Origin of the sequence: Streptomyces sp. NPDC096176 (genome assembly GCF_044763255.1) — a bacterium.
GTDB lineage: Bacteria > Actinomycetota > Actinomycetes > Streptomycetales > Streptomycetaceae > Streptomyces.
Window position 1 is genome coordinate 1 of the sequence record NZ_JBIWFV010000003.1, and the last position, 20,209, is coordinate 20,209.

The window sequence follows — 20,209 nt, forward strand, 5'->3', positions numbered from 1 at the left end:
CTTGGTCGAGAACCCGTCTACCAGGAGCTTCGTCGTTCCGTACAACCCAAGCCCACCAACGCCCCCGCACTGCAGTCAGGTTGGAAAGGGCTCACTGGCCGAGTACATCGAGACGCACTGGGCGCCAGGGCGCGGAGGTGCTCCGAAGACCCAGGACAGTCAGGAGCGGAGAACGCGTCTCCATATCGTCCCGCACCTGGGCCAGCTTCCGCTCAGGAGTATCGCCGCAACGGATCTGCGGGCGTTCATAACCAAGTTGGAGTCGACAGTCTCGTCAGTCGACTACCAGCGCAGCATCCTGTCCGAGCTCTCCTCCATTCTGGAAGCTGCCGTCGACGACAAGCGCCTCGCGCGCAACCCGATGCACGCGAAATCCGTGCGGTGGCCCAAGTCGCCACGGGAGCAGCGCCACGCGTGGCCGATGGATACGGCACTGCGAGTCCGCGATGCCATCAACGAGCGGAGCAGCATCGCCGTCGTAGTCGGCCTGGGGTGCGGACTCCGCCAGGGCGAGGTGTTCGGGCTCAGTCCGGAGGACGTCGACTACGAACGCGGCCTGCTTCACGTTCGGCGCCAAGTACAGGCGATTCACGGAAGGCTGTACTTCACCCTGCCGAAGGGGAAGAAGATCCGCACGGTGGATCTGCCCCGCTCGGTAGCCGAGGAGCTGAAGCGTCACATCGAAGCGTTCCCGCCGGTAGAGGTGGAGCTGCCGTGGGGGAAGCCGGAGGGGGAGAGGAAGAAGTCCTCCCTGCTGCTCACCACGCGCTTCGGCAACGCCGTCGCGGTGAACACATGGAACACCTACACCTGGAAGCCAGCCTTGGCGAAGGCCGGCGTCATCCCGCCACGTGCCGAGGGGGCGAAAGCCTGGCAGTGGGCGGCGGCCCCGAAGGACGGTTTCCACGTGCTTCGGCACACCTACGCCTCGATCATGCTGGAAGCCGGAGAGTCCGTCGTGACCCTGGCTCGGTGGCTCGGACACTCCTCGCCGGCGATCACCCTCGGTTACTATGCTCACTTCATGCCGGAAGCTGGCAGCAAGGGGCGCGGCACCATCGACCGTCTGCTTGGGGAGCGGGGAGACCGGCTCGCCGGCCGAAACTCCCCAGATTCTCCCCAGCGCCGTTGACCGGTGATTCCTGCCTCTACGCCCCGGAGAAGTCGTCCGTGGATTGTAAGGCTGAAGAGATGGGTGGCCTGGGAAAGTGCTGGAAGAGGTCGTAGCGACCCGCTATGTCACGCCTTTGCGTGAAGGCGGCTCGCTCCCCGGGATCGTCGAGGCCGACGATCTCGGCACGTACGTCATGAAGTTCACCGGGGCCGGGCAGGGCCGCAAGACCCTGGTCGCCGAGGTGATCTGCGGACAGCTCGGGCGACGGCTGGGACTGCGGGTGCCCGAGCTCGTCACCATCCAGCTCGACCCCGTCATCGGTCTCTCCGAGCCCGACCAGGAGGTGCAGGAGCTGCTCAAGGCCAGCGGCGGTCTCAACCTGGGCATGGACTTCCTGCCCGGCTCGCTCGGCTTCGATCCGCTCGCCTACGAGGTGGACCCGGCGGAGGCCGGCAAAGTCGTCTGGTTCGACGCGCTGATCAACAACGTGGACCGCTCGTGGCGCAACCCCAACATGCTGGTGTGGCACGGGGACCTGTGGCTGATCGACCACGGAGCCACGATGATCTGGCACCACAACTGGCCGGGCGCCGCCGCCTCCGCCGCCAAGCCGTACGACGCCTCCGACCACGCGCTCGCCCGTTTCGGCCCCGATGTCGCCGCTGCCGCCGCCCAACTCGCGCCGCTGGTGACCGAGGAGCTGCTCACCGAGATCACCGCGGAGGTACCCGGCGAGTGGCTGGTCGACGAGCCGGGCTTCGACTCGACGGACGCCCTGCGCCTTTCGTACGTGGAGGCTCTGCTGCCGCGCGCCGCCACCATCCACGAGCGCATCACCCTCGGCGCCCCCACGAAGTCCAGGCCTTCCCAGGCACCGGGCTGGCTGACCGACCACCTGGCCCCGTGGCCGCACCCGACGAAGCAGAGCACGAAGGACACCGCCCAGTGAGCGACCGCGACGTTTTCGAGTACGCCCTGCTGCGCGTGGTCCCGCGGGTCGAGCGCGGGGAGTGCTTCAACGCGGGCGTGGTGGTCTACTGCCGCGCGAAGTCCTTCGTGGCTGCCCGCACCCATCTGGACGAGACCAAGCTGAGGGCGCTCGACCCGCAGGCGGACGTGACCGGCGTACGGGCCGCCCTGCATGCGGTCGAGGGCGTCTGCCTCGGCGGAGAGGACGCCGGGCAGGCCGCCCGCGACGACGCCGGCCGCCGCTTCCGGTGGCTCATCGCGCCGCGCTCCACGGTCGTGCAGCCGGGGCCGGTGCACACCGGGCTCACGCTCGATCCGGAGGCGGAGGTGGAGCGGCTGCTCGACCTGCTGGTGCGATGAGGAGCCACAAGCGATCGGTGTGACATGCGCCGTTGATCCGCGGTGCCGTTGACACCGAGTGCCAGGGCTTCTAGCGTCCTGTCTGCCGAAGGTACTAAGCGGTTGCTCAGCGAAGGAGCCGTGAGCGGTCGCCGGCACAGGATTGACGGGCTTCAAGGGCGAGGAGAACCAGAATGTCCACCACCGAGCAGCGTGTGGCTGTCGTCACCGGGGCCGCACGCGGCATTGGCGCCGCCACCGCGGTCAGGCTCGCGGCCGAGGGCCGCGCCGTAGCCGTACTCGACCTCGACGAGGCGGCCTGCAAGGACACCGTGGAGAAGATCACCGCGGCCGGCGGCAAGGCCCTGGCGGTGGGCTGCGACGTCTCGGACGCCGGGCAGGTGGAGGCCGCGGTGGCCCGGGTGGCGGCCGAGCTCGGCCCGCCGACGATTCTCGTCAACAACGCCGGTGTGCTCCGCGACAACCTGCTCTTCAAGATGAGCGAGTCCGACTGGGACACCGTGATCAATGTGCACCTCAAGGGCGCCTTCCTGATGGCCAAGGCCTGCCAGAAGCACATGGTGGACGCCGGCTTCGGTCGTGTTGTCTCCCTCTCGTCGTCCTCGGCGCTCGGCAACCGCGGCCAGGCCAACTACGCGGCGGTCAAGGCCGGCCTGCAGGGGTTCACCAAGACCCTCGCCAAGGAGCTCGGCAAGTTCGGCATCACCGCCAATGCCGTGGCCCCCGGCTTCATCGTCACCGAGATGACCGCGCAGACCGCCGCCCGAGTGGGCATGGGATTCGAGGACTTCCAGTCCGCGGCCGCCTCCCAGATCCCCGTCCAGCGCGTCGGCCGGCCCGAGGACGTCGCGAATGCGATCGCCTTCTTCGCGGGCGACGACGCCGGCTTCGTCTCGGGCCAGGTCATGTACGTGGCCGGCGGACCGCTCAACTGAATCGGGGTACGACGGACATGGCAGCAGCACAGGCAGCAGGGGCCGAGCAGGCGCCGGACAGCGGCAAGGTCGCGCTGATCACCGGCGGCAGCAGGGGCATCGGATACGGCGTCGCCGAGGCGCTCGTCGCCCGCGGCGACCGGGTGTGCATCACCGGCCGCGGCGAGGAGGCGCTCAAGGAGGCCGTGGAGCGGCTGGGCGCGGACCGGGCCATCGCTGTGGCCGGCAAGGCCGCTGACGAGGCCCACCAGGCGGCAGCGGTCGAACGCACCATGGAGGCGTTCGGTCGCGTCGACTTCCTGATCAACAACGCGGGCACCAACCCGGTCTTCGGCCCCATGGCCGAGCTGGACCTGAACGTGGCGCGGAAGGTCTACGAGACCAACGTTATCTCCGCGCTGGGCTTCGCCCAGCAGACGTGGAAGGCCTGGCAGAAGGAGAACGGCGGTGCGATCGTGAACATCGCGTCCGTCGCCGGCGTCTCAGCGTCCCCGTTCATCGGGGCGTACGGAATGAGCAAGGCGGCCATGGTCAACCTGACCCTCCAGCTGGCGCACGAGTTCGCGCCGGTCGTCCGGGTCAACGCCATCGCCCCCGCGGTGATCAAGACGAAGTTCGCCGAGGCGCTGTACGAGGGCCGTGAGGCCGAGGCGGCGGCGGCCTACCCGCTGGGACGGCTCGGTGTGCCCGAGGACATCGGCGGCGCGGCGGCTTTCCTGACCTCCGCGCAGTCGGACTGGATCACGGGGCAGACGCTCGTCGTGGACGGCGGTATCTTCCTCAACGCGGGCGTGCACTGACGCCCAGCGGACCGTCGTGAGGCGGTTTGTTCCTGAATGATCCAAGTGCCCCGCCGGGCCACCACGTTGACCCGGCGGGGCACTGCGGTATGGTTCGCCGACCCATGGCTGAACGAGGAGCGTGCACGTGTTCTACCGGACCTGTCTGCAGGCCGCTGCAGCCCTAGCGTCCATATCTCTGCTGGCGGGATGCGGTCTTTTCTCGGACGAGGACGCCGAAGGCGAACAGAAGATCTCCGTCGGCACGACGAGCGAGCCGAGCACTCTCGACCCGGCCGCTGCCTGGGACGGCTCGTGGGAGCTGTACCGGAACGTCTTCCAGACCCTGGTCAGCTTCCCGACAGGGAGCACCACTCCGCAGCCGGACGCCGCCGACTGCCGCTTCACGGACACCGGCAGCAACAAGGTCTTCGAGTGCGAGCTGCACGAGGGTCTGACCTTCACCAACGGTGACAAGCTGGACGCCGCCGCGGTGAAGCACTCCATCGACCGCATCAGGACCATCGATGTCGCCGGCGGTCCCAAGGGCCTGCTGGGTGCGCTCGACAAGGTCGAGACGACCGGCGACCGCATCGTCACGTTCCGTCTCAAGACGTCCGACGCGACGTTCCCGTTCATCCTGGCCACGCCGGCCATGTCGATCGTGCCGCCCTCCGAGTACCCGGCCGACAAGCTTCGCGACGACGGCAAGCTGACGGGCTCCGGCCCGTACGCCCTGGAGTCGTACAAGAAGGGCGACCGGGCGGAGCTCACCCGCTTCGCCAACTACAAGGGCTTCGCGAAGATCAAGAACGATGCGGTCACCATCCGCTACTACGGCGACTCCGGCGTCATGATGACGGCGCTGAAGGAACACGAGATCGACGCGATCAACCGTGGTCTGACCGCGGAGCAGGTCGTGGAGCTTCAGGAGAAGAAGCCCGAGAACGACCATCTCCAGCTCGTCGAGACCGTCGGCGCCGACATCCGCTACCTCGTCTTCAACCCTGCAGACCCGAACGCCGGCAAGCTGGCCGTGCGCCGCGCGATCGCGCAGATCGTCGACCGCGGAGCGCTCGTCGAGAAGGTCTACAAGGGCACGGCGGAACCGCTGTACTCGATGGTGCCCAAGGGCATCGCCGGGCACACGACCGAGTTCTTCGACCGGTTCGGCGAGCCGAACGTGACCAAGGCGGAGGAGATCCTCACCGGCGCGGGGATCACCGAGCCGGTCGCGCTGACGTTCTGGTACACCACCGACCGGTACGGTTCCGCGACGGAACCGGAGTTCGCCGAGCTCAAGCGGCAGCTCGAGGCCACCGGCCTGTTCAGGATCACGCTCCAGGGCAAGCCGTGGGCGGACTTCCAGAAGGGCTACCAGAACGGGCAGTACCCCGTCTTCGGCCGAGGCTGGTTCCCGGACTTCCCGGACCCGGACAACTTCATCGCGCCGTTCGTCGGACCGAACAACGTCCTCGGCACCCCGTACGAGGCGCCCGAGATCTCCGAGCAGCTGGTGCAGTCCCGGCGCGAGAGCGACCGCGGAGCCGTCACCAAGCAGTTCGAGCGGGCCCAGGAGATCCTCGTCGACGATGTTCGCCTGCTGCCGCTGTGGCAGGGCAAGCTGTACGTGGCGGCCAGCGAGGAGATCGCCGGCGGTGAGCGCGCCCTCGATCCGCAGACCGTCATGCAGGTCTGGGAGCTGCACCGCAAGGCCAGCTGGTAGGCCGCCTGTCAGTGCCGCCGGGTAGGTTCTGAGATCTCGGATCCGAGATCTCGGAACTGACCATTCACCGGAGGTTGTTGACGTGACCGACACCGACATGCTGCCCGAGTCCTGGCGCGGCGTTCTCGGCGAGGAGCTGCAGAAGCCCTACTTCAAGGAGCTCACCGAGTTCGTCGAGAAGGAGCGGGCGAACGGACCGGTGTACCCGCCGAGCGCGGAGGTCTTCGCCGCGCTCGAGGCCACGCCGTACGACCGGGTGAAGGTGTTGATCCTCGGACAGGACCCGTATCACGGAGAGGGCCAGGGGCACGGCCTCTGCTTCTCCGTGCGTCCGGGCGTCAAGACCCCGCCCTCCTTGCGGAACATCTACAAGGAGATGCAGAGCGAGCTGGGGCACCCCGTCCCGGACAACGGCTATCTGATGCCGTGGGCGCAGCAGGGCGTCCTCCTGCTCAACGCGGTGCTCACCGTCCGGGCCGGCGAGGCCAACTCGCACAAGGGCAAAGGCTGGGAGAAGGTCACCGACGCGGTGATCCGCGCGGTGGCGTCCCGGCCCGACCCGGCGGTCTTCGTCCTCTGGGGCAACTACGCGCAGAAGAAGCTGCCGCTCATCGACGAGGAGCGGCACGCGGTCGTGAAGGGGGCGCACCCCTCGCCGCTGTCCGCGAAGAAATTCTTCGGCTCCCGTCCGTTCACCCAGATCAACGAGGCGGTGGCGGCCCAGGGGCACGAGCCCATCGACTGGCGGATCCCCGACATCGGCTAGCACCGCGTCTGTCGCGTGTCGAATGCGCGGGAAGTTCTCACACACCGTTTTCGCGTGTCGTTTCGCGCACCCGGCTGACAGGCTCGGGCACGTGCCCGAGCCTGTGGGGGATTGTCCTCGGTGACGGCTAGCGTCGGGGATCAAGGACATCCGCGCTTCGCCGTGTCGACGAGGAGGCCACAGTGATGGAGCAGCAGGAGGCGCCCGAGGATGTCGTCATGACCCGGATCGGTCAGGCGATGATGCTCCTGCACGGTGGCGACCGCGAGGAGGCCCGCAACCGCTTCGCGCTGCTCTGGGCGGAGATCGGGGAGCACGGGGACGCGTTGCACCGCTGCACCCTCGCCCACTGCATGGCGGATGTGCAGGACGACCCCGCGGACGAACTGGCGTGGGATCTGCGTGCCCTGTCGGTGGCCGACGGACTGAGCGAGGAGCGGCTCGGCCGGTACCCGCAGGCCCTCGCGGTGCGGGCCCTCTACCCCTCGCTCCACCTCAATCTCGCGGCGGACTACGTCAAACTGCACCGTCCGGCCGAAGCGCGCTGCCACCTGGAGCGGGCCCGCGCGTCGACGGACGCCCTGGTGGACGACGGATACGGCCATGGCCTCCGCGCCGCCATCGACCGGCTGGAGCGCGCGCTGCGAACCGGCTGACGGGGCTGACCGGCTGACCGGACGCGGTCGTCGTCACTCGCCCGTCGCGCCGTCGATGTGCTCGCGCAGAAGGTCGGCGTGGCCGTTGTGGCGCGCGTACTCCTCGATCATGTGAGTGAGGATCCAGCGCAGGCTGAACCGTTTGCCGCTGCGGCTGAGCGACGCGCTCACGTCGTCGAGACCGTGGGAGGCAGTGACCATGCGGGCGTCCGCGACCTGCGCGAGCCAGGTCGCGTGCGCCTCGGCCCAGGTGTCCTGGTCCGTGACGTGGAAGTCCCCGTCCAGGTCCTGCTCGGTGGAGTAGAGGTCCGGGAGGTCCTCGTCGTCCATGATCTCGCGGAACCAGTAGCGTTCGACCTCGGCGAGGTGGCGTACGAGACCCATGAGCGTGAGCTCGGACGGCGCCAGCGACGGTGTGCGCAGCTGTGCGTCGTCCAGTCCCTCGCACTTCATGATCAAAGTCTCGCGGTGGTAGTCCAAGAACCCTGTGAGCATGTCGAGTTCGGACGCGGTCGTGGACGGCTCGGTACGTACGTCGGTAGTCATGACGATCATCTTGGAGCACCGGCGCCCCGCACTGCCATGCCTTATTCGCTTCTCCGGAGCAGACAGGAGGGCCGGTGCCTCCGACCTTCGACGGCATCATCGGGCCGACGTCCACCGAGGCGCACGTATGCTGCCGGAGCACAGTCGGCGCACACGGAAACGGGTGCGCACGTCGGCGCACTCGAAAACGGGCGCGCACGAAAGACAGCCGGCTCGGCACCCGCCGGTCGGGCAGGCGAGGGGGACACAGTGAAGGTCGGCTGCATCGGGCTCGGCGACATCGCGCAGAAGGCGTACCTGCCGGTGCTCACCACCCTGCCCGGAGTCGAACTGCACCTGCAGACCCGGACGCCGGCCACCCTGATCCGCACCGCGGAGACGCACCACCTCCCCGCCGGGCGCTGCCACAGCGACCTCGACGCACTCCTCGCCGAGGGCCTCGACGCGGCTTTCGTCCACGCGCCGACCTCGGCACACGCCGAGATCGTCTCCCGGCTGCTCGAGGCAGGCGTCGCGACCTATGTCGACAAGCCCCTTTCGTACGAACTGGCCGAGTCCGAGCGGCTGGTGGCGCTCGCGGAGGAGCGCGGCACCGCCCTTGCCGTCGGCTTCAACCGCAGGCTCGCCCCCGGCTACGCCCAGTGCATCGAGCACCCGCGGGACCTGATCCTGATGCAGAAGAACCGTGTCGGCCTCCCCGAGGACCCGCGCACACTCGTCCTCGACGACTTCATCCACGTCGTCGACACCCTGCGCTTCCTGGTCCCGGGCCCCGTCGAACACACCGATGTGCGGGCGCGCATCGTCGACGGGCTGATGCACCACGTCGTCCTCCAGCTCTCCGGTGACGGCTTCACGGCCATCGGCACCATGAACCGTATGAGCGGCTCGACCGAGGAGATTCTCGAGGTGTCCGGGCAGGAGTCGAAGCGCGAGGTCCGCAATCTCGCGGAGATCGTCGACCACAAGGGCCAGCCCAGCGTCCGGCGGCGCGGTGACTGGGTGCCCGTGGCCCGCCAGCGGGGTATCGAGCAGTCGGTGCACGTGTTCCTCGACGCCGTACGCGCCGGCAGGGTACTCAGCGCACAGGACGCCCTGCGGACTCACGAGCTGTGCGAGAGGGTGGTGCTGCAGGCCCTGGAGCAGGCCGCCTGAGGGAACGCACGCCCCCCGCGGCCCCCAGCGCCACGAGCAGCGCCGCCGACGCGTACACCGGCCAGTCGCCGTACCTGACGTACAGCGTCTCGCCGGTCACGAGCGGGACCGCGTAGACCTCTGCGGTGCTGCGGTCCGTGCCGAGCGGACCGCCGACCTGTTCGCCCCCCGCCGCGTGCACCGCGCTCACACCGGTCAGCGTGGCGTGCACCGTCGGGCGGCCGCTCTCCGCCGCTCGCAGCGCCGCCAACGAGGCGTGCTGCTCGGGAGCCCAGCTGTCCTGGAAGGACGAGGTCGCCGACTGGGCGACCAGCACCTGGGCGCCGTCCCGGGTCAGCCTCCTGCTCATGTCCGCGAACGCCGACTCGAAGCACACCAGCGGGCCCAGCCGCAGAGCGGTGCCGTCACCGGGCAGCGTCATCACCACGGGCGTGCGCCCGCGCAGCCGGTCCTCACCCGCGGCTCTGCCGACCGACGTGACCCAGCCCAGCAGCGAGCGGGCCGGGATGTACTCCCCGAAGGGGACGAGCCGCATCTTGTCGTACCGGTCCCCGGTCAGGCCCTCCGGGCCGACGAGCATCGAGCTCTTGTAGATACCGGCCGGGCCCGACGCGCCCTCGCTCCGCGCGTCCACGTTGACGAGGACCGGTGCCCCCACCTCACGCGACAGGGCCGCAAGGCGCTCCGCGAGATCCGGCCGGAGCCCGAGATCCGCCCCGACGCTGCTCTCGCCCCACACCACCAGGTCGAGATCGCGGCCCGCCAGCTCGCGCGTGAGCTGCTCGCCCCGGTCGAAGCGCCGCTCCACGCTCCCGATGCCACCGACGACGCCGGGCTGGACCACCGCGATCCGGGCCCGCCCCGACTCCTGCGGCTGAGGCGCCCAGAGCCACGCGGAGGCCAACGTCGTCGCGCACAGAGCCGTGCCCGCAACCGCCGGCACCCGGGAACTGCGGACCGCCGCCAACAGCACCGCCACCGTGTTGACCGCGACCACCAGCAGGCTCACCAGCCATACGCCGCCCACGGACGCGAGCCGCAGGGCGGGCGGCACCTCCCACTGGCTGGCGCCCAGCAGACCCCACGGCCCGCCGAGCCCCTCCCACGACCGGGCCAGCTCGATCATGAGCCAGCCGGCCGGGACCACCGCGACGGCGGCCGCAGCGCGAGCCGTGGACGGTGTTCCACCGAGCATCGACCGCACCAGCGCGCCCCAGGGCGCCCACAACAGCCCCAGGAACGCGGCCAGCACAACAAGGAACACATGCAGGCTCGGCAGCAGCCAATGGTGCACGGTGATCATGAAACCGGCGCCGCCGAGCCATCCCTCCACCGCCGCTCGGCGAGCAGACGGCGCCGTACGCAGCAGGAGCATCCACGGGGCCAGGGCCAGATAGGCGAACCACCACAGCGACGGCTCCGGGAAGGCGAGCGACGGCAGGGCCCCGGCGGCAACTGCCGCGGCGCCGCGGGCTCGCCGCGAACGCAGGAGTCCCGGTGGCTGCCCGGCATGCTGCCGGGGCCCCTGCCTGCGCCGCAGTGCCTGGCCGGGTCCGGCACCGTGCCCGCGCCCCCGCGCGTGCCACGTCCGCCGCACCCGCCGGCCACCCGGAATCCGCATGGAGCGCCTCCTCGCCCGGCTCAAGGGGCCACGAGCCGTCCACCACCAGTGTGCGCGAGGATCCGCACGGGCGAACAGTGCGCCTCCTGTGCCTCAGGCGTCGTCCGGCCCCCCACCCGCCCGTCGCCACTTCTCCTCGATCACCACGGAACGCAGCCGCCAGCCGGTGTCCGTACGCGCCAGACCGAAGCCGTAGCGACCGCCCGAGACGAAGTCGTCGCCCGACTCGAGCCGCATCGGATTGATGTAGTCGGCCCGCACCTCGGCGCGGTCGCCCGGGTATCCGCCGAGGTCCTGGATGCTCACCCGCCGGTTGACGATGAGGTGCTGACGAGCGGTGAAGAGGCGCATCGTCCGCGAAAGCCATTCGGCCACCTCGGCGGCCGGGCCCTCGATCCCGCCCGAGCCGCGGTAGTCGGCGCGTCCGTCCCGGGTGAACAGTGCTCGATAGGTGTTCCAGTCGCCGTCGTCGACGGCCACGGCATAGCTGGTGACGAGGTCGTCGACGGCCAGCCTGTCCATCACGGTCGCGAGATCCACGCGCTGCGTCATCGGGTCAGTCTCGGGCAGGCGGGGTGCCAGGCCAAGAGCCGTGCACACCCGTCACCCTCCTGGTGGCGGCAACCGGCCATACTCCACCCATGCGCATCGATGTCGACCCCGCCCACTGCGACCGTGACGTCTTCTACCGGCTGATGACCGCCACTGTTGTGCCCAGGCCCATCGCCTGGGTGTCCACCACGTCCGCGGAAGGTACCGACAACCTCGCACCGCACTCCTTCTTCACGATCTCCTGCGTGGCGCCACCGGTCGTCCAGTTCACCTCGGTCGGACGCAAGGACTCGTTGCGCAACATCGAGGAAACCGGCTCGTTCGTGGTGAACTTCGCGCCCGAGCCGTTGTTCGAGCAGATCAACGCCACCGCGACGGATTTCCCCCGTGGGGTCAGCGAGTTCGACGCGGTCGGCATCGCGAGGGAGCCGAGCCTCCGGGTGAGGCCGCCGCGCGTCGCGGCGTCACCCGTGGCCCTGGAGTGCGAACTGCACAGCACCGTACGGCTGGGCGACTCGACCGTCGTCTTCGGCACAGTGGTGCACGTCGCGGTCGCCCCCGATGTCATGGCGGACGGCCACCCGGAGGTGACGCGGCTGGCGCCGCTGGCCAGGCTCGGCAAGGACGAGTGGGGCACGCTGGGCGAGGTGCGCGAGATCTCCCGTGTCCCGTACGCCCGGTGGCAGGCGGGCAAGGCCTGAACGCCCGGGCCGGCAGCCGGCGGGTTCAGCGCCCGGCGGCAGAGCGCGTGGCGAGCTGAGCGACTGATGCCCCTGAGGCCGTCGGCTCCTCAGGTCCTGACGGTCCGCAGGACGACGAACTTCGGGTCGCCCGCCACCACTTCGCAATTGCCGAACATCCGCCGCAGCCGCACGTGGTACCCGAGGTGGCGGTTGCCGACGACCCAGAGCTCGCCGCCCTCGCACAGCGCACGGCGTGCGTCGGCGAACATCCGGCGGGCAGCCGTGTCGGTCGTCGCCCGGTGCGAGTGGAACGGCGGGTTGTTCAGCACACGGTCGACCGAACCGTCGGGGAGGGCGGACAACCCGTCGCCCACGAGGAACTCGGCTTTGCCGCCGGGCACGTTGTCGTGGAAGGTGGCTTTCGCCGAGGCCACCGCGGAGTACGACTCGTCGACGAACGTCAGGTCCGCGTCCGGGTTGGCCAGGGCCGCCGCGGTGCCGACCACCCCGTTGCCGCAACCCAGGTCGACGACCCGCTCCGGGCCCCTGTGCTGCGGCAGATGGCGCAGGAAGAAGCGGGTGCCGATGTCGAGGCGCTCCGCGCAGAAGATGCCCGCGTGGTTCGTCACCGTGCGGCCCGCGAGCGTGCCGATGTCGGACGGCAAGGCATACCGCAGCGGCCACGGGCTGGTGACGCGGGCGAGCTTCGGGTCGGGGGTGCAGAAGATCAGCCGGGCCTTCTTCACCGCGAGTGACGTCCTGGTCGGCCCGAGGATGCGCTCGAACAGCTTGAGCGTGGACGTGTGGATCTCCGTGACCATGCCCGTGCCGACGACGACGGTGTCCGCATGCACGGAGGACGCGAGGCGGTGCAGCTGGTCCTCGAGCAGGGCGAGACTCTTGGGCACCCGCACCAGAAGTACGTCGATGCGATCCGGCGGCGTGTCCCTCGCGGTGAGCAGCCGCACGCTGTCCGCGGCGAGGCCGTTGCGCGCCAGATTGCCGCGGGTCGCCTCATGGCAGAGGAACGAATCGGTGATCTGCACGGGGCGGTGCGCCGCGAGCGAGGTGGCGAGGGCGCCCCACCGGTCGCCGACGACGGTCACCGTGCCGGACAGGTCCGTCGGCGCGGAGTCGCCGGTGCCGTGCAGGTGCCGCAGCAGGTACTCGTCTGCGGCGTCCCAGGCGCGGAGCGTGTCGCGGGGGTCCTCGGGGAAACGGGCGAGCTCGAACGTGCCCCATGGCGTGGTCAAACGGTTCATCGTGCACTCAGGCTAGCCGAGCGCGGACGGGGTGCCGCGCGCGCTCGGGCCGCGCAGCGGTGCTGAGCGGGGTGCCGCACGCCTCGGCCGCGTAGCCGTGGCGGGGTTGCCGTGTGCCTCAGGCCGCGTAGCCATGGTGAGGGGTTGCCGTGTGCCTCAGGCCGCGTAGCCGTGGTGGGCGCCGACGCCGCGCCATTCGATCAGGTGCGGATCGTCGAGCAGCATGTCCGCGTCCTCGAGCCCGGCCCGCCGCAGAAACTCGACGAGATCCCTGTCACTGCGGGCCAGTCCGACGATCTCACCGCGCACGGTGACGCGCCGCCCGCCTCCCGGCGACGGCGGGTGCACGACGATCGGTGCCTGCCAGGCCATGCCCCCAGAGTGCTCCGACGGCGAGATGATCGCAGCCCGGTCCATGGACCGGGCCGCAGCTTCCGAGGCCCGGGGGATCAGGGCCGGAGGGGAAGGCCCTACGCGGCCGGTCGTACGTCCTCGAGCGCAGCGGCGGCCCACTCCACAACCAGCGCCTCGTACTCCGGACGCCGGTCCTCGGGCAGTGTGCCGTCGGCCCACAGCTCTCGGATGCGTGCGTTCAACTCGGAGGCGGACGTGGTTTCGGATTCGGACTCGCTGGGAACGGGGGACATGTTTTCAGGCTACGGCCTGGCTCTGACGGACGTCGCCCCCTCGAACGGGCGGCTCAGCCGGCCGACTCGCCGGCGTGCGGGCTCAGCACATCCGTTCCGACCAGGATGAACAGCAGGATTCCGAGCAGAATCCGGTAGATCACGAACGGCATGAAGCTCTTCGTAGTGATGAATTTCATGAACCAGGCGATCACCGCGTAGCCCACTCCGAAGGCGATGATCGTCGCGAAGACGGTCGGCCCCCACGCCACATGTCCCTCGCCCGCGTCCTTGAGTTCGAAGAGCCCGGACGCCAGCACGGCCGGGATCGCCAGCAGGAACGAGTAACGGGCGGCCGCCTCACGGGTGTAGCCCATCAGCAGACCGCCGCTGATCGTCGCACCCGAGCGGGAGACGCCCGGGATCAGCGCCATCGCCTGGCAGACGCCGTAGATCAGACCGTCCCGCACGCTCAGGTCCTTGAGCGTCTTGCGTTCCCTGACGACCCGGTGCCGGCCGCCCGCCTCGTCACGGGCGGCGAGCCGGTCGGCGATGCCGAGGACGATGCCCATGACGATCAGGGTCGTCGCGATGAGCCGCAGATCACGGAAGGGGCCCTCGATCTGGTCCTTGAGCGTGATGCCCAGCACACCGATCGGGATCGAGCCGACGATCACCAACCAGCCCATCTGGGCGTCGTGGTCGCTGCGCATCGCCTTGTCGGTGAGCGAGCGGAACCAGGCCGAGAGGATCCTCGCGATGTCCTTGCGGAAGTAGATCAGCACGGCCGTCTCCGTGCCGATCTGGGTGATCGCGGTGAACGCGGCCCCGGGGTCGTGCCAGCCTGCGAAGGCCGCGGTGAGCCGCAGATGCGCGCTGGAGGAGATGGGGAGGAACTCCGTCAGCCCCTGGACCAGCCCAAGGATGAACGATTCGAACCAAGACATGAAAGTTACGCCACCCAAGAGCTGATCACGGTCTGTCAGACGCGCGCGAAGCACATGACCTGTGAGACACGACTCACGTACGTCATCGGGCCGGCGCCGGGTGGCAGCGTAGCGTCCCAAAATGAAGGGCTCGTAGGGGGCCCTGCGGGAGGCCCCGCAGCGTCGTCACGAAGGACCGGTCGGCGACGGGTCAGTGGTCGGCGCCGCGGACCCGGTGGCGGGTCAGTGGTCGGCGCCGCGGAGCCGGTGGCGCTTGGCCCAGGCGACCGCGGCCGCCGCCAGTCCGGTCACCACGATGAAGCCCATCGCGATCAGGAACGCCGGCGACGTCGGCGAGCCGGCCCGGCTGCCGGCCACAACGTACGCCGCGGTGTTGGGGATCGAGCCCAGACCAGTCGCCAGGAGGAACGGCAGGTAGCCCATGCGGGACACGGCCGCGCAGTAGTTGGCCGCGGCGAACGGCACCCCTGGGAACAGCCGGATCGCCAGCATCGAACGGAAACCGTGCCGGCTGAGCTGTCCGTCTGCCGCCTTCAGCCAGCGGCCCCGCAGGAGTGGCCGCAGCGCCTCCTGGCCGAGCAACCGGCCCAGTGTGAAGGCGATTCCGGCCCCCAGCACCGTGCCCGCGATCGCCGCCACGAGCCCTGCCTGAGAGCCGAACAGCGCGCCCGCCGCCAGATTCAGGATCGGCCGCGGCACGAACGCGGCGGTGCACACCCCGTAGCCGACACCGAACAGCACCACGGCCGCCGCACCGCTCAACTGTGGTGGCCAGCCTGCCGAGAGCAGCCTCTGCGGCTCGTACAGCACGACCGTCACCGCCGCGGAGGCCAGCAGCACCGCGAGCAGCGCCAACCGCGACCAGGGCGAGAACAGGGCCCTGGTGCAACGGATGGCGAGAGCGGATGCCGGCCTGGGGACGGGGTCGAACATTCGGGGAGACTAACCGACAGCCGCCTGTGATCGCCGTAATCTGTGCCGTATGACGCAGGCCGTACCGCGCAGCGAAGTCGCCGACACCGTCATGGAGCGGCTCGTGAGCGTGTACTCCGCCGCCGCGGACGCCGCCAGAGCGGCGCAGGCAGCCGCGTACATGAAGGGCGTCGCTCCCTTCCTCGGCATCCCCGCTCCCGAGCGCCGCGCGCTGTCCCGCACGGTCCTCGACGGAACGCCGCGGCCGGCCGAGGCCGACTGCACGGCGATCGCGCTGCGCTGCTGGGCCCTGCCCGAACGCGAGTACCACTACTTCGCCGCCGACTATCTGCGCCGCCATGCCGGCCGCTGCTCCTCCGGCTTCCTGCCGGTGGCTCGCCGACTCGTCGTGACGGTGCCCTGGTGGGACACCGTCGACGTACTCGCCGTCCATGTCGTCGGACCCCTCGTCGCCGCGGACAAGGCTCTGCGGAGTGTCATGGACGAGTGGATCGACGACGAGAACCTGTGGGTAGCCCGCACGGCACTCCTTCACCAGCTGCGCTTCCGGCAGGCCACCGACAGCCAACGCCTGTTCCAGTACAGCCTGCGCAGGGCCGACCACACCGACTTCTTCATCCGCAAGGCGATCGGCTGGGCGCTGCGGGAGTACGCCAGGACCGATCCGGACGCGGTGCGGGACTTCGTCGCGGGAGCACGCGACCGTCTCTCGCCGCTGTCCGTCCGTGAGGCGACCAAGCACCTCTGACGGACGCCGGCGGCCGAACTGGCCCACCGGGAAAACCATTCGACCCGGTCCCCGGCGTGCGCGATCATCGACGCATGTTCCGGTACGCCTTCCTCGCAGCGCCGTCCGCAGTCGCGGACGCGCCGAAGGCTGCCGCATTCCTCGCGGCTGCAGCTGCTGCCGCAGTCGCCGCTGCCGCAGTCGCCGCTGCCGCGACCGCCGTCGCCGGTGCCGCAGCGGCACTCCTCGACGGCGCCCGAAGCTGACCCTTCCCGGACATTCCGGCGGACCCCACAGGGGGAGGGTCGGCCAGGCCCAGGGGTCCCACACACTTCGAGTTCCGGGAAGGAACCAGCTCGCCATGCCCAAGACGGCATACGTGCGGACCAAGCCGCACCTGAACATCGGCACCATGGGCCACGTCGACCACGGCAAGACCACGCTGACCGCCGCCATCACCAAGGTCCTCAGCGACCGGGGCACCGGCACCTTCGTACCCTTCGACCGCATCGACCGGGCGCCCGAGGAGGCCAAACGCGGCATCACCATCAACATCGCGCACGTCGAGTACGAGACCGACACGCGCCACTACGCGCACGTCGACATGCCGGGCCACGCCGACTACGTGAAGAACATGGTCACCGGCGCCGCGCAGCTCGACGGGGCGATCCTCGTCGTCTCGGCGCTCGACGGCGTCATGCCACAGACCGCGGAGCACGTGCTGCTCGCCCGCCAAGTGGGCGTCGACCACATCGTCGTCGCCATCAACAAGGCGGACGCCGGCGACGACGAGCTGACCGACCTCGTCGAGCTCGAGATCCGCGAGCTGCTCACCGCCCACGGGTACGGCGGCGACGCGGCACCTGTGGTGCGGGTGTCCGGGCTGCGTGCGCTGGAGGGCGACCCGCGCTGGACGGCTGCCGTGGAAGCGCTGCTCGACGCCGTCGACACCTATGTCCCGATGCCCGTCAGGTACACGGACGCGCCGTTCCTGCTCCCGGTCGAGAACGTCCTCACCATCACCGGGCGCGGCACCGTCGTCACCGGCGCCGTCGAGCGGGGCACCGTACGGGTCGGCGACCGCGTCGAGGTGCTCGGCGCGGACACCGAGACGGTCGTCACCGGTCTGGAGACCTTCGGCAAGCCGATGGAGTCCGCCGAGGCCGGGGACAACGTCGCGCTGCTGCTGCGCGGGCTGCACCGCGACCAGGTGCGGCGCGGGCATGTCGTCGCGGCGCCGGGCAGTGTCGTCCCCAGCCGGCGCTTCACCGCGCAGGTCTACGTCCTGTCCGCCCGCGAGGGCGGCCGGACCACCGCGGTCTCCACCGGTTACCGGCCGCAGTTCTACATCCGCACCGCGGACGTCGTCGGCGACATCGACCTCGGCGAGGTGGGCGTGGCACGGCCGGGCGACACGGTCACGGTGACCGTCGACCTCGGACGGGAGGTACCGCTTGAGCCGGGGCTCGGTTTCGCCATCCGTGAGGGCGGCCGCACGGTGGGCGCGGGGACGGTGACGACCGTGTTGTGAGGGGGCGGGGGCGCGGGGCGGGACAATGGGCCGGTGAACGAGCCCATACCCGTCCTGCGCGCCGTCGACGGCGGCACCGCCAAGCTCATGCCCGACGTGGACCGGGACCGGGCCTGGCTGCTGACTGTCGACGGCGCCCCCCAGTCGTACGTCGACCTCGACGACCCCATACACCTCGAGTTCGAGTACGTACGCAGGCTCGCCCACGTCGTCGACTGCGCCGCAGCCGAGGGCGAGCCGCTGTCGTTGCTGCACCTCGGGGGCGGCGCACTCACCCTGCCCCGCTACGTCGCCGCCACCCGGCCGGGATCCCGGCAGGACGTGGTCGAGTACGACGCCGGGCTCGTCGCCCTGGTCGCGGAGCATCTGCCGATGCCGGCGCACTCCGGTGTCACGGTGCACGGGGCGGACGCGCGGGCCTGGGTGGAGGACGCGCCCGCGGACTCGGTCGACGTGCTGATCGCGGACGTCTTCGGGGGCTCCCGCGTCCCGGCGCACCTCACCACGGTCGCGTACGCGCGGGCCGCCGAGCGGGTGCTGCGTCCCGGCGGCATCTACGCAGCGAACCTCGCCGACGGCGCTCCGTTCGCCTTCCTCCGCTCCCAACTGGCCACGTTCGCCGAGGTGTTCGCCGAACTGGCACTGATCGCGGAGCCGGCGGTGCTGCGCGGCCGCCGCTTCGGCAACGCGGTGCTGCTGGCGTCGCAGTCCCCGATCGACACGGCGTCCCTGGCACGCCGGACGGCGTCGGACACGTTTCCGGCGCGGGTGGAGCACGGGGGTGGGCTGGCGCGGCTGATCGGTGACACGGAGCCGGTCGAGGACGTGTCGGCGGTGGGCTCGCCGGAGCCGCCGGGCGGTGCGTTCACGGTGGGCTGACGCGGTCCGCTGCGGGGCGCCCGGTCGGCGGCTCCGCCCTTGAGGCCCGGGGGCCCGCCGGCTCCGCCCCCGGACCCCCGCGTCTCAAACGCCGGCGAGGTTGGAGTTGCCGGGAAACGTCAGCCCGTCCGGGGCTACCTCCCACGGCCACCAGGCAGTAGGGGGAGATTGAGGACACCGCGCGAAGCGCGGTGTGGGGCCGGGGGGTGCGGGGCTTGCCCGCCACGTGGCGGAGCCGCGCATCGATACGGCGGGAAGGGGCGGGGGGGAAAAGCGCCCCGCAGGGGCCCGCTCCCTACTGCCGAGGCGCCATGACCGCCGGTGGCGGGCACGGCGACGGCTCCGCCGCCACCGCGCCCGCCACGGATGCGCGGCCCGTCGGGGTCAGCCGGCCGACGCGTCGCCCGCCAGCCGTACCGTGCTGAGGATCTGCTGCATCGTCGCCTCGGGCACCTCGTCCGGCACGCCCGTGTTGGAGTAGAGGACCCAGCTGGCGAAGTCGCCCTTGGGGTTCTTGAAGCTGAACGCGATCGACTTGCCGTCGGTCGAGCACTTGTTCTTCTTCTTGACGCCGAGGGCCGTGGCGGTGGCGACGCTGCCCTTGAGGCCGGACTTCGTCGTGTAGTCCTTCGCCTCGGTGATTTTCAAGGTGCCCTTGGGCTCGGTCTGGGCGTAGCCCGCCCAAACCCAGTTGCCCGCCTCGTTGTAGGCGGCCTCAGCGGTGTCCTTGGCGCCCTTGCCGCCCTTGGTGCCGGTGGTGGCCATGCCGTAGTCCTCTTCGGAGCCGTCCTTGTCGGAGTCGAAGAGGCACCACTTGCTCTTGTAGTGGGCCGGGGCGGTCATGACGACGACAGGCGAACCGTCGCCCGCCTTCTCGTCCTCGAAGCCGGTGGCCACTCCGGAGCCCGCGACCTCCCACTCCGGCGGCACGTCGAACTGTGTGCCGTGCTTGGGGTTGGTGACGACCTTCCAGCCGGCGATGGTGGGCTTGGCGCCGTCACCGCCGCGCGGGTTCTCGGTCGGCGCGGGCGCCGGGTCCTCGGTGTCCTTGGACTTCTCGGGCTCGGCCGACTTCGAGGCGGAGACGTCGGCGCCCTTGTCGGACGTCTTGTCGTCGTCCTTCAGTACGACGACGCCGGTGATCACCGCGGTCGCCACGACGGCCGTGGCAGCGACGATGGCCACGATCGTCGTCTTCTTCTTGTCGTCGCCGGACGGCGGCTGCGGGGCTCCCGGCATCTGGCCGGGAACCGCGTACTGCGGCGCGGTCGGCTGCTGGTACGGATTGGGCTGCTGATACCCCGGTTGCTGGTATCCGGGCTGCTGATACGGATTCGGCTGCTGGTACCCCGGCTGCTGGTACGGGTTCTGGTCCTGCGGGTTCTGCTCGCCCCCGGGCGGCTGCTGTCCTGGCCACATGGCGAGTAACCATAGAGGGGTGG

Annotated in this window: 23 protein-coding genes; 14 read left to right on the forward strand and 9 right to left on the reverse strand. The window is 70.2% G+C overall.

Annotation, left to right across the window (positions count from 1 at the left end):
• Nucleotide 1: 1 nt before the first annotated feature.
• The 8 genes from ACIQ7Q_RS08660 to ACIQ7Q_RS08695 all read left to right on the forward strand — a co-directional run bounded on the left by ACIQ7Q_RS08660 (nt 2) and on the right by ACIQ7Q_RS08695 (nt 7,305).
• Nucleotides 2-1,132: a tyrosine-type recombinase/integrase gene (locus tag ACIQ7Q_RS08660; protein ID WP_403858037.1), complete on the forward strand. Its 1,131-nt coding sequence runs from the start codon at nt 2-4 to the stop codon at nt 1,130-1,132.
• Nucleotides 1,133-1,208: 76 nt separating this feature from the next.
• Nucleotides 1,209-2,063 carry a HipA family kinase gene (locus ACIQ7Q_RS08665; RefSeq protein WP_403858039.1) on the forward strand — a complete coding sequence of 285 codons (855 nt, stop codon included), beginning with the start codon at nt 1,209-1,211 and terminating at the stop codon, nt 2,061-2,063.
• The gene (locus ACIQ7Q_RS08670; RefSeq protein WP_356634304.1) at nt 2,060-2,443 is read left to right on the forward strand and encodes a DUF3037 domain-containing protein; all 384 of its coding nucleotides are present in this window, start codon (nt 2,060-2,062) and stop codon (nt 2,441-2,443) included. The genes ACIQ7Q_RS08665 and ACIQ7Q_RS08670 overlap by 4 nt, the downstream gene beginning before the upstream one ends.
• A gap of 173 nt (nt 2,444-2,616) precedes the next feature.
• Nucleotides 2,617-3,378, forward strand: a complete 762-nt coding sequence (fabG, locus tag ACIQ7Q_RS08675) for a 3-oxoacyl-ACP reductase FabG (protein WP_403858041.1) — start codon at nt 2,617-2,619, stop codon at nt 3,376-3,378.
• A gap of 17 nt (nt 3,379-3,395) precedes the next feature.
• Nucleotides 3,396-4,178, forward strand: coding sequence for an SDR family oxidoreductase (locus ACIQ7Q_RS08680; RefSeq protein WP_356634300.1), 783 nt, complete (start codon nt 3,396-3,398; stop codon nt 4,176-4,178).
• A 127-nt stretch (nt 4,179-4,305) separates the two neighbouring features.
• Entirely contained in the window at nt 4,306-5,883 is a 1,578-nt protein-coding gene (locus ACIQ7Q_RS08685) for an ABC transporter substrate-binding protein (RefSeq protein WP_403858043.1), read from the forward strand.
• An 82-nt stretch (nt 5,884-5,965) separates the two neighbouring features.
• Nucleotides 5,966-6,649 (forward strand): uracil-DNA glycosylase, encoded by a 684-nt coding sequence (locus tag ACIQ7Q_RS08690; RefSeq protein WP_403858045.1) that lies wholly within the window; start codon nt 5,966-5,968, stop codon nt 6,647-6,649.
• 182 nt (nt 6,650-6,831) lie between these two features.
• Nucleotides 6,832-7,305, forward strand: coding sequence for a hypothetical protein (locus tag ACIQ7Q_RS08695; protein ID WP_403858047.1), 474 nt, complete (start codon nt 6,832-6,834; stop codon nt 7,303-7,305).
• A 33-nt stretch (nt 7,306-7,338) separates the two neighbouring features.
• Here the strand turns inward: ACIQ7Q_RS08695 and ACIQ7Q_RS08700 are convergent, their stop codons facing one another.
• A complete protein-coding gene (locus ACIQ7Q_RS08700) occupies nt 7,339-7,851 on the reverse strand; it encodes a DinB family protein (RefSeq protein WP_403858049.1) in 513 nt (170 codons plus the stop codon).
• 249 nt (nt 7,852-8,100) lie between these two features.
• Between ACIQ7Q_RS08700 and ACIQ7Q_RS08705 the strand changes: the two genes are divergently transcribed.
• Nucleotides 8,101-9,006, forward strand: coding sequence for a Gfo/Idh/MocA family protein (locus ACIQ7Q_RS08705; RefSeq protein WP_403858051.1), 906 nt, complete (start codon nt 8,101-8,103; stop codon nt 9,004-9,006).
• Here the strand turns inward: ACIQ7Q_RS08705 and lnt are convergent.
• On the reverse strand, nt 8,930-10,627 hold the full coding sequence (gene lnt, locus ACIQ7Q_RS08710) for an apolipoprotein N-acyltransferase (RefSeq protein WP_403858053.1): 1,698 nt from the start codon (nt 10,625-10,627) through the stop codon (nt 8,930-8,932). The genes ACIQ7Q_RS08705 and lnt overlap by 77 nt on opposite strands.
• A 93-nt stretch (nt 10,628-10,720) precedes the next feature.
• Nucleotides 10,721-11,179 carry a nuclear transport factor 2 family protein gene (locus tag ACIQ7Q_RS08715; RefSeq protein WP_403858055.1) on the reverse strand — a complete coding sequence of 153 codons (459 nt, stop codon included), beginning with the start codon at nt 11,177-11,179 and terminating at the stop codon, nt 10,721-10,723.
• Between the two features lie 89 nt (nt 11,180-11,268).
• Between ACIQ7Q_RS08715 and ACIQ7Q_RS08720 the strand changes: the two genes are divergently transcribed.
• Nucleotides 11,269-11,880: a flavin reductase family protein gene (locus tag ACIQ7Q_RS08720; protein WP_403858057.1), complete on the forward strand. Its 612-nt coding sequence runs from the start codon at nt 11,269-11,271 to the stop codon at nt 11,878-11,880.
• Nucleotides 11,881-11,969: 89 nt separating this feature from the next.
• Here the strand turns inward: ACIQ7Q_RS08720 and ACIQ7Q_RS08725 are convergent, their stop codons facing one another.
• The 5 genes from ACIQ7Q_RS08725 to ACIQ7Q_RS08745 all read right to left on the reverse strand — a co-directional run bounded on the left by ACIQ7Q_RS08725 (nt 11,970) and on the right by ACIQ7Q_RS08745 (nt 15,630).
• The gene (locus ACIQ7Q_RS08725; RefSeq protein ID WP_403858059.1) at nt 11,970-13,124 is read right to left on the reverse strand and encodes a methyltransferase; all 1,155 of its coding nucleotides are present in this window, start codon (nt 13,122-13,124) and stop codon (nt 11,970-11,972) included.
• Between the two features lie 156 nt (nt 13,125-13,280).
• Nucleotides 13,281-13,496, reverse strand: coding sequence for a hypothetical protein (locus ACIQ7Q_RS08730; RefSeq protein WP_403858061.1), 216 nt, complete (start codon nt 13,494-13,496; stop codon nt 13,281-13,283).
• 98 nt (nt 13,497-13,594) lie between these two features.
• Entirely contained in the window at nt 13,595-13,771 is a 177-nt protein-coding gene (locus ACIQ7Q_RS08735; protein ID WP_403858063.1) for a hypothetical protein, read from the reverse strand.
• 53 nt (nt 13,772-13,824) lie between these two features.
• A complete protein-coding gene (locus ACIQ7Q_RS08740; protein ID WP_403858065.1) occupies nt 13,825-14,697 on the reverse strand; it encodes an undecaprenyl-diphosphate phosphatase in 873 nt (290 codons plus the stop codon).
• A 222-nt stretch (nt 14,698-14,919) separates the two neighbouring features.
• The gene (locus tag ACIQ7Q_RS08745) at nt 14,920-15,630 is read right to left on the reverse strand and encodes a TVP38/TMEM64 family protein (RefSeq protein WP_403858067.1); all 711 of its coding nucleotides are present in this window, start codon (nt 15,628-15,630) and stop codon (nt 14,920-14,922) included.
• 49 nt (nt 15,631-15,679) lie between these two features.
• Between ACIQ7Q_RS08745 and ACIQ7Q_RS08750 the strand changes: the two genes are divergently transcribed.
• From ACIQ7Q_RS08750 to ACIQ7Q_RS08765, 4 genes are all read left to right on the forward strand, one after another.
• Entirely contained in the window at nt 15,680-16,378 is a 699-nt protein-coding gene (locus tag ACIQ7Q_RS08750; RefSeq protein WP_403858069.1) for a DNA alkylation repair protein, read from the forward strand.
• A 74-nt stretch (nt 16,379-16,452) separates the two neighbouring features.
• Nucleotides 16,453-16,623, forward strand: coding sequence for a hypothetical protein (locus ACIQ7Q_RS08755; protein ID WP_403858071.1), 171 nt, complete (start codon nt 16,453-16,455; stop codon nt 16,621-16,623).
• Between the two features lie 95 nt (nt 16,624-16,718).
• A complete protein-coding gene (gene tuf / locus ACIQ7Q_RS08760) occupies nt 16,719-17,888 on the forward strand; it encodes an elongation factor Tu (RefSeq protein ID WP_403858073.1) in 1,170 nt (389 codons plus the stop codon).
• Between the two features lie 33 nt (nt 17,889-17,921).
• Nucleotides 17,922-18,767 carry a spermidine synthase gene (locus ACIQ7Q_RS08765; RefSeq protein ID WP_403858075.1) on the forward strand — a complete coding sequence of 282 codons (846 nt, stop codon included), beginning with the start codon at nt 17,922-17,924 and terminating at the stop codon, nt 18,765-18,767.
• Between the two features lie 384 nt (nt 18,768-19,151).
• Here ACIQ7Q_RS08765 and ACIQ7Q_RS08770 read toward each other — a convergent pair whose 3' ends face one another.
• Entirely contained in the window at nt 19,152-20,186 is a 1,035-nt protein-coding gene (locus tag ACIQ7Q_RS08770) for a hypothetical protein (RefSeq protein ID WP_403858077.1), read from the reverse strand.
• Between the last annotated feature and the right edge of the window lie 23 nt (nt 20,187-20,209).

Coding starts and splice junctions, on each gene's coding strand:
- fabG (WP_403858041.1), top strand. CDS start 2,617: ATGTCCACCACCGAGCAGCGTGTGGCTGTCGTCACCGGGGCCGCACGC.
- ACIQ7Q_RS08680 (WP_356634300.1), top strand. CDS start 3,396: ATGGCAGCAGCACAGGCAGCAGGGGCCGAGCAGGCGCCGGACAGCGGC.
- ACIQ7Q_RS08700 (WP_403858049.1), bottom strand. CDS start 7,851: ATGACTACCGACGTACGTACCGAGCCGTCCACGACCGCGTCCGAACTC.
- lnt (WP_403858053.1), bottom strand. CDS start 10,627: ATGCGGATTCCGGGTGGCCGGCGGGTGCGGCGGACGTGGCACGCGCGG.
- ACIQ7Q_RS08715 (WP_403858055.1), bottom strand. CDS start 11,179: ATGACGCAGCGCGTGGATCTCGCGACCGTGATGGACAGGCTGGCCGTC.
- ACIQ7Q_RS08720 (WP_403858057.1), top strand. CDS start 11,269: ATGCGCATCGATGTCGACCCCGCCCACTGCGACCGTGACGTCTTCTAC.
- ACIQ7Q_RS08725 (WP_403858059.1), bottom strand. CDS start 13,124: ATGAACCGTTTGACCACGCCATGGGGCACGTTCGAGCTCGCCCGTTTC.
- ACIQ7Q_RS08730 (WP_403858061.1), bottom strand. CDS start 13,496: ATGGCCTGGCAGGCACCGATCGTCGTGCACCCGCCGTCGCCGGGAGGC.
- ACIQ7Q_RS08735 (WP_403858063.1), bottom strand. CDS start 13,771: ATGTCCCCCGTTCCCAGCGAGTCCGAATCCGAAACCACGTCCGCCTCC.
- ACIQ7Q_RS08740 (WP_403858065.1), bottom strand. CDS start 14,697: ATGTCTTGGTTCGAATCGTTCATCCTTGGGCTGGTCCAGGGGCTGACG.
- ACIQ7Q_RS08745 (WP_403858067.1), bottom strand. CDS start 15,630: ATGTTCGACCCCGTCCCCAGGCCGGCATCCGCTCTCGCCATCCGTTGC.
- ACIQ7Q_RS08750 (WP_403858069.1), top strand. CDS start 15,680: ATGACGCAGGCCGTACCGCGCAGCGAAGTCGCCGACACCGTCATGGAG.
- ACIQ7Q_RS08755 (WP_403858071.1), top strand. CDS start 16,453: ATGTTCCGGTACGCCTTCCTCGCAGCGCCGTCCGCAGTCGCGGACGCG.
- tuf (WP_403858073.1), top strand. CDS start 16,719: ATGCCCAAGACGGCATACGTGCGGACCAAGCCGCACCTGAACATCGGC.
- ACIQ7Q_RS08770 (WP_403858077.1), bottom strand. CDS start 20,186: ATGTGGCCAGGACAGCAGCCGCCCGGGGGCGAGCAGAACCCGCAGGAC.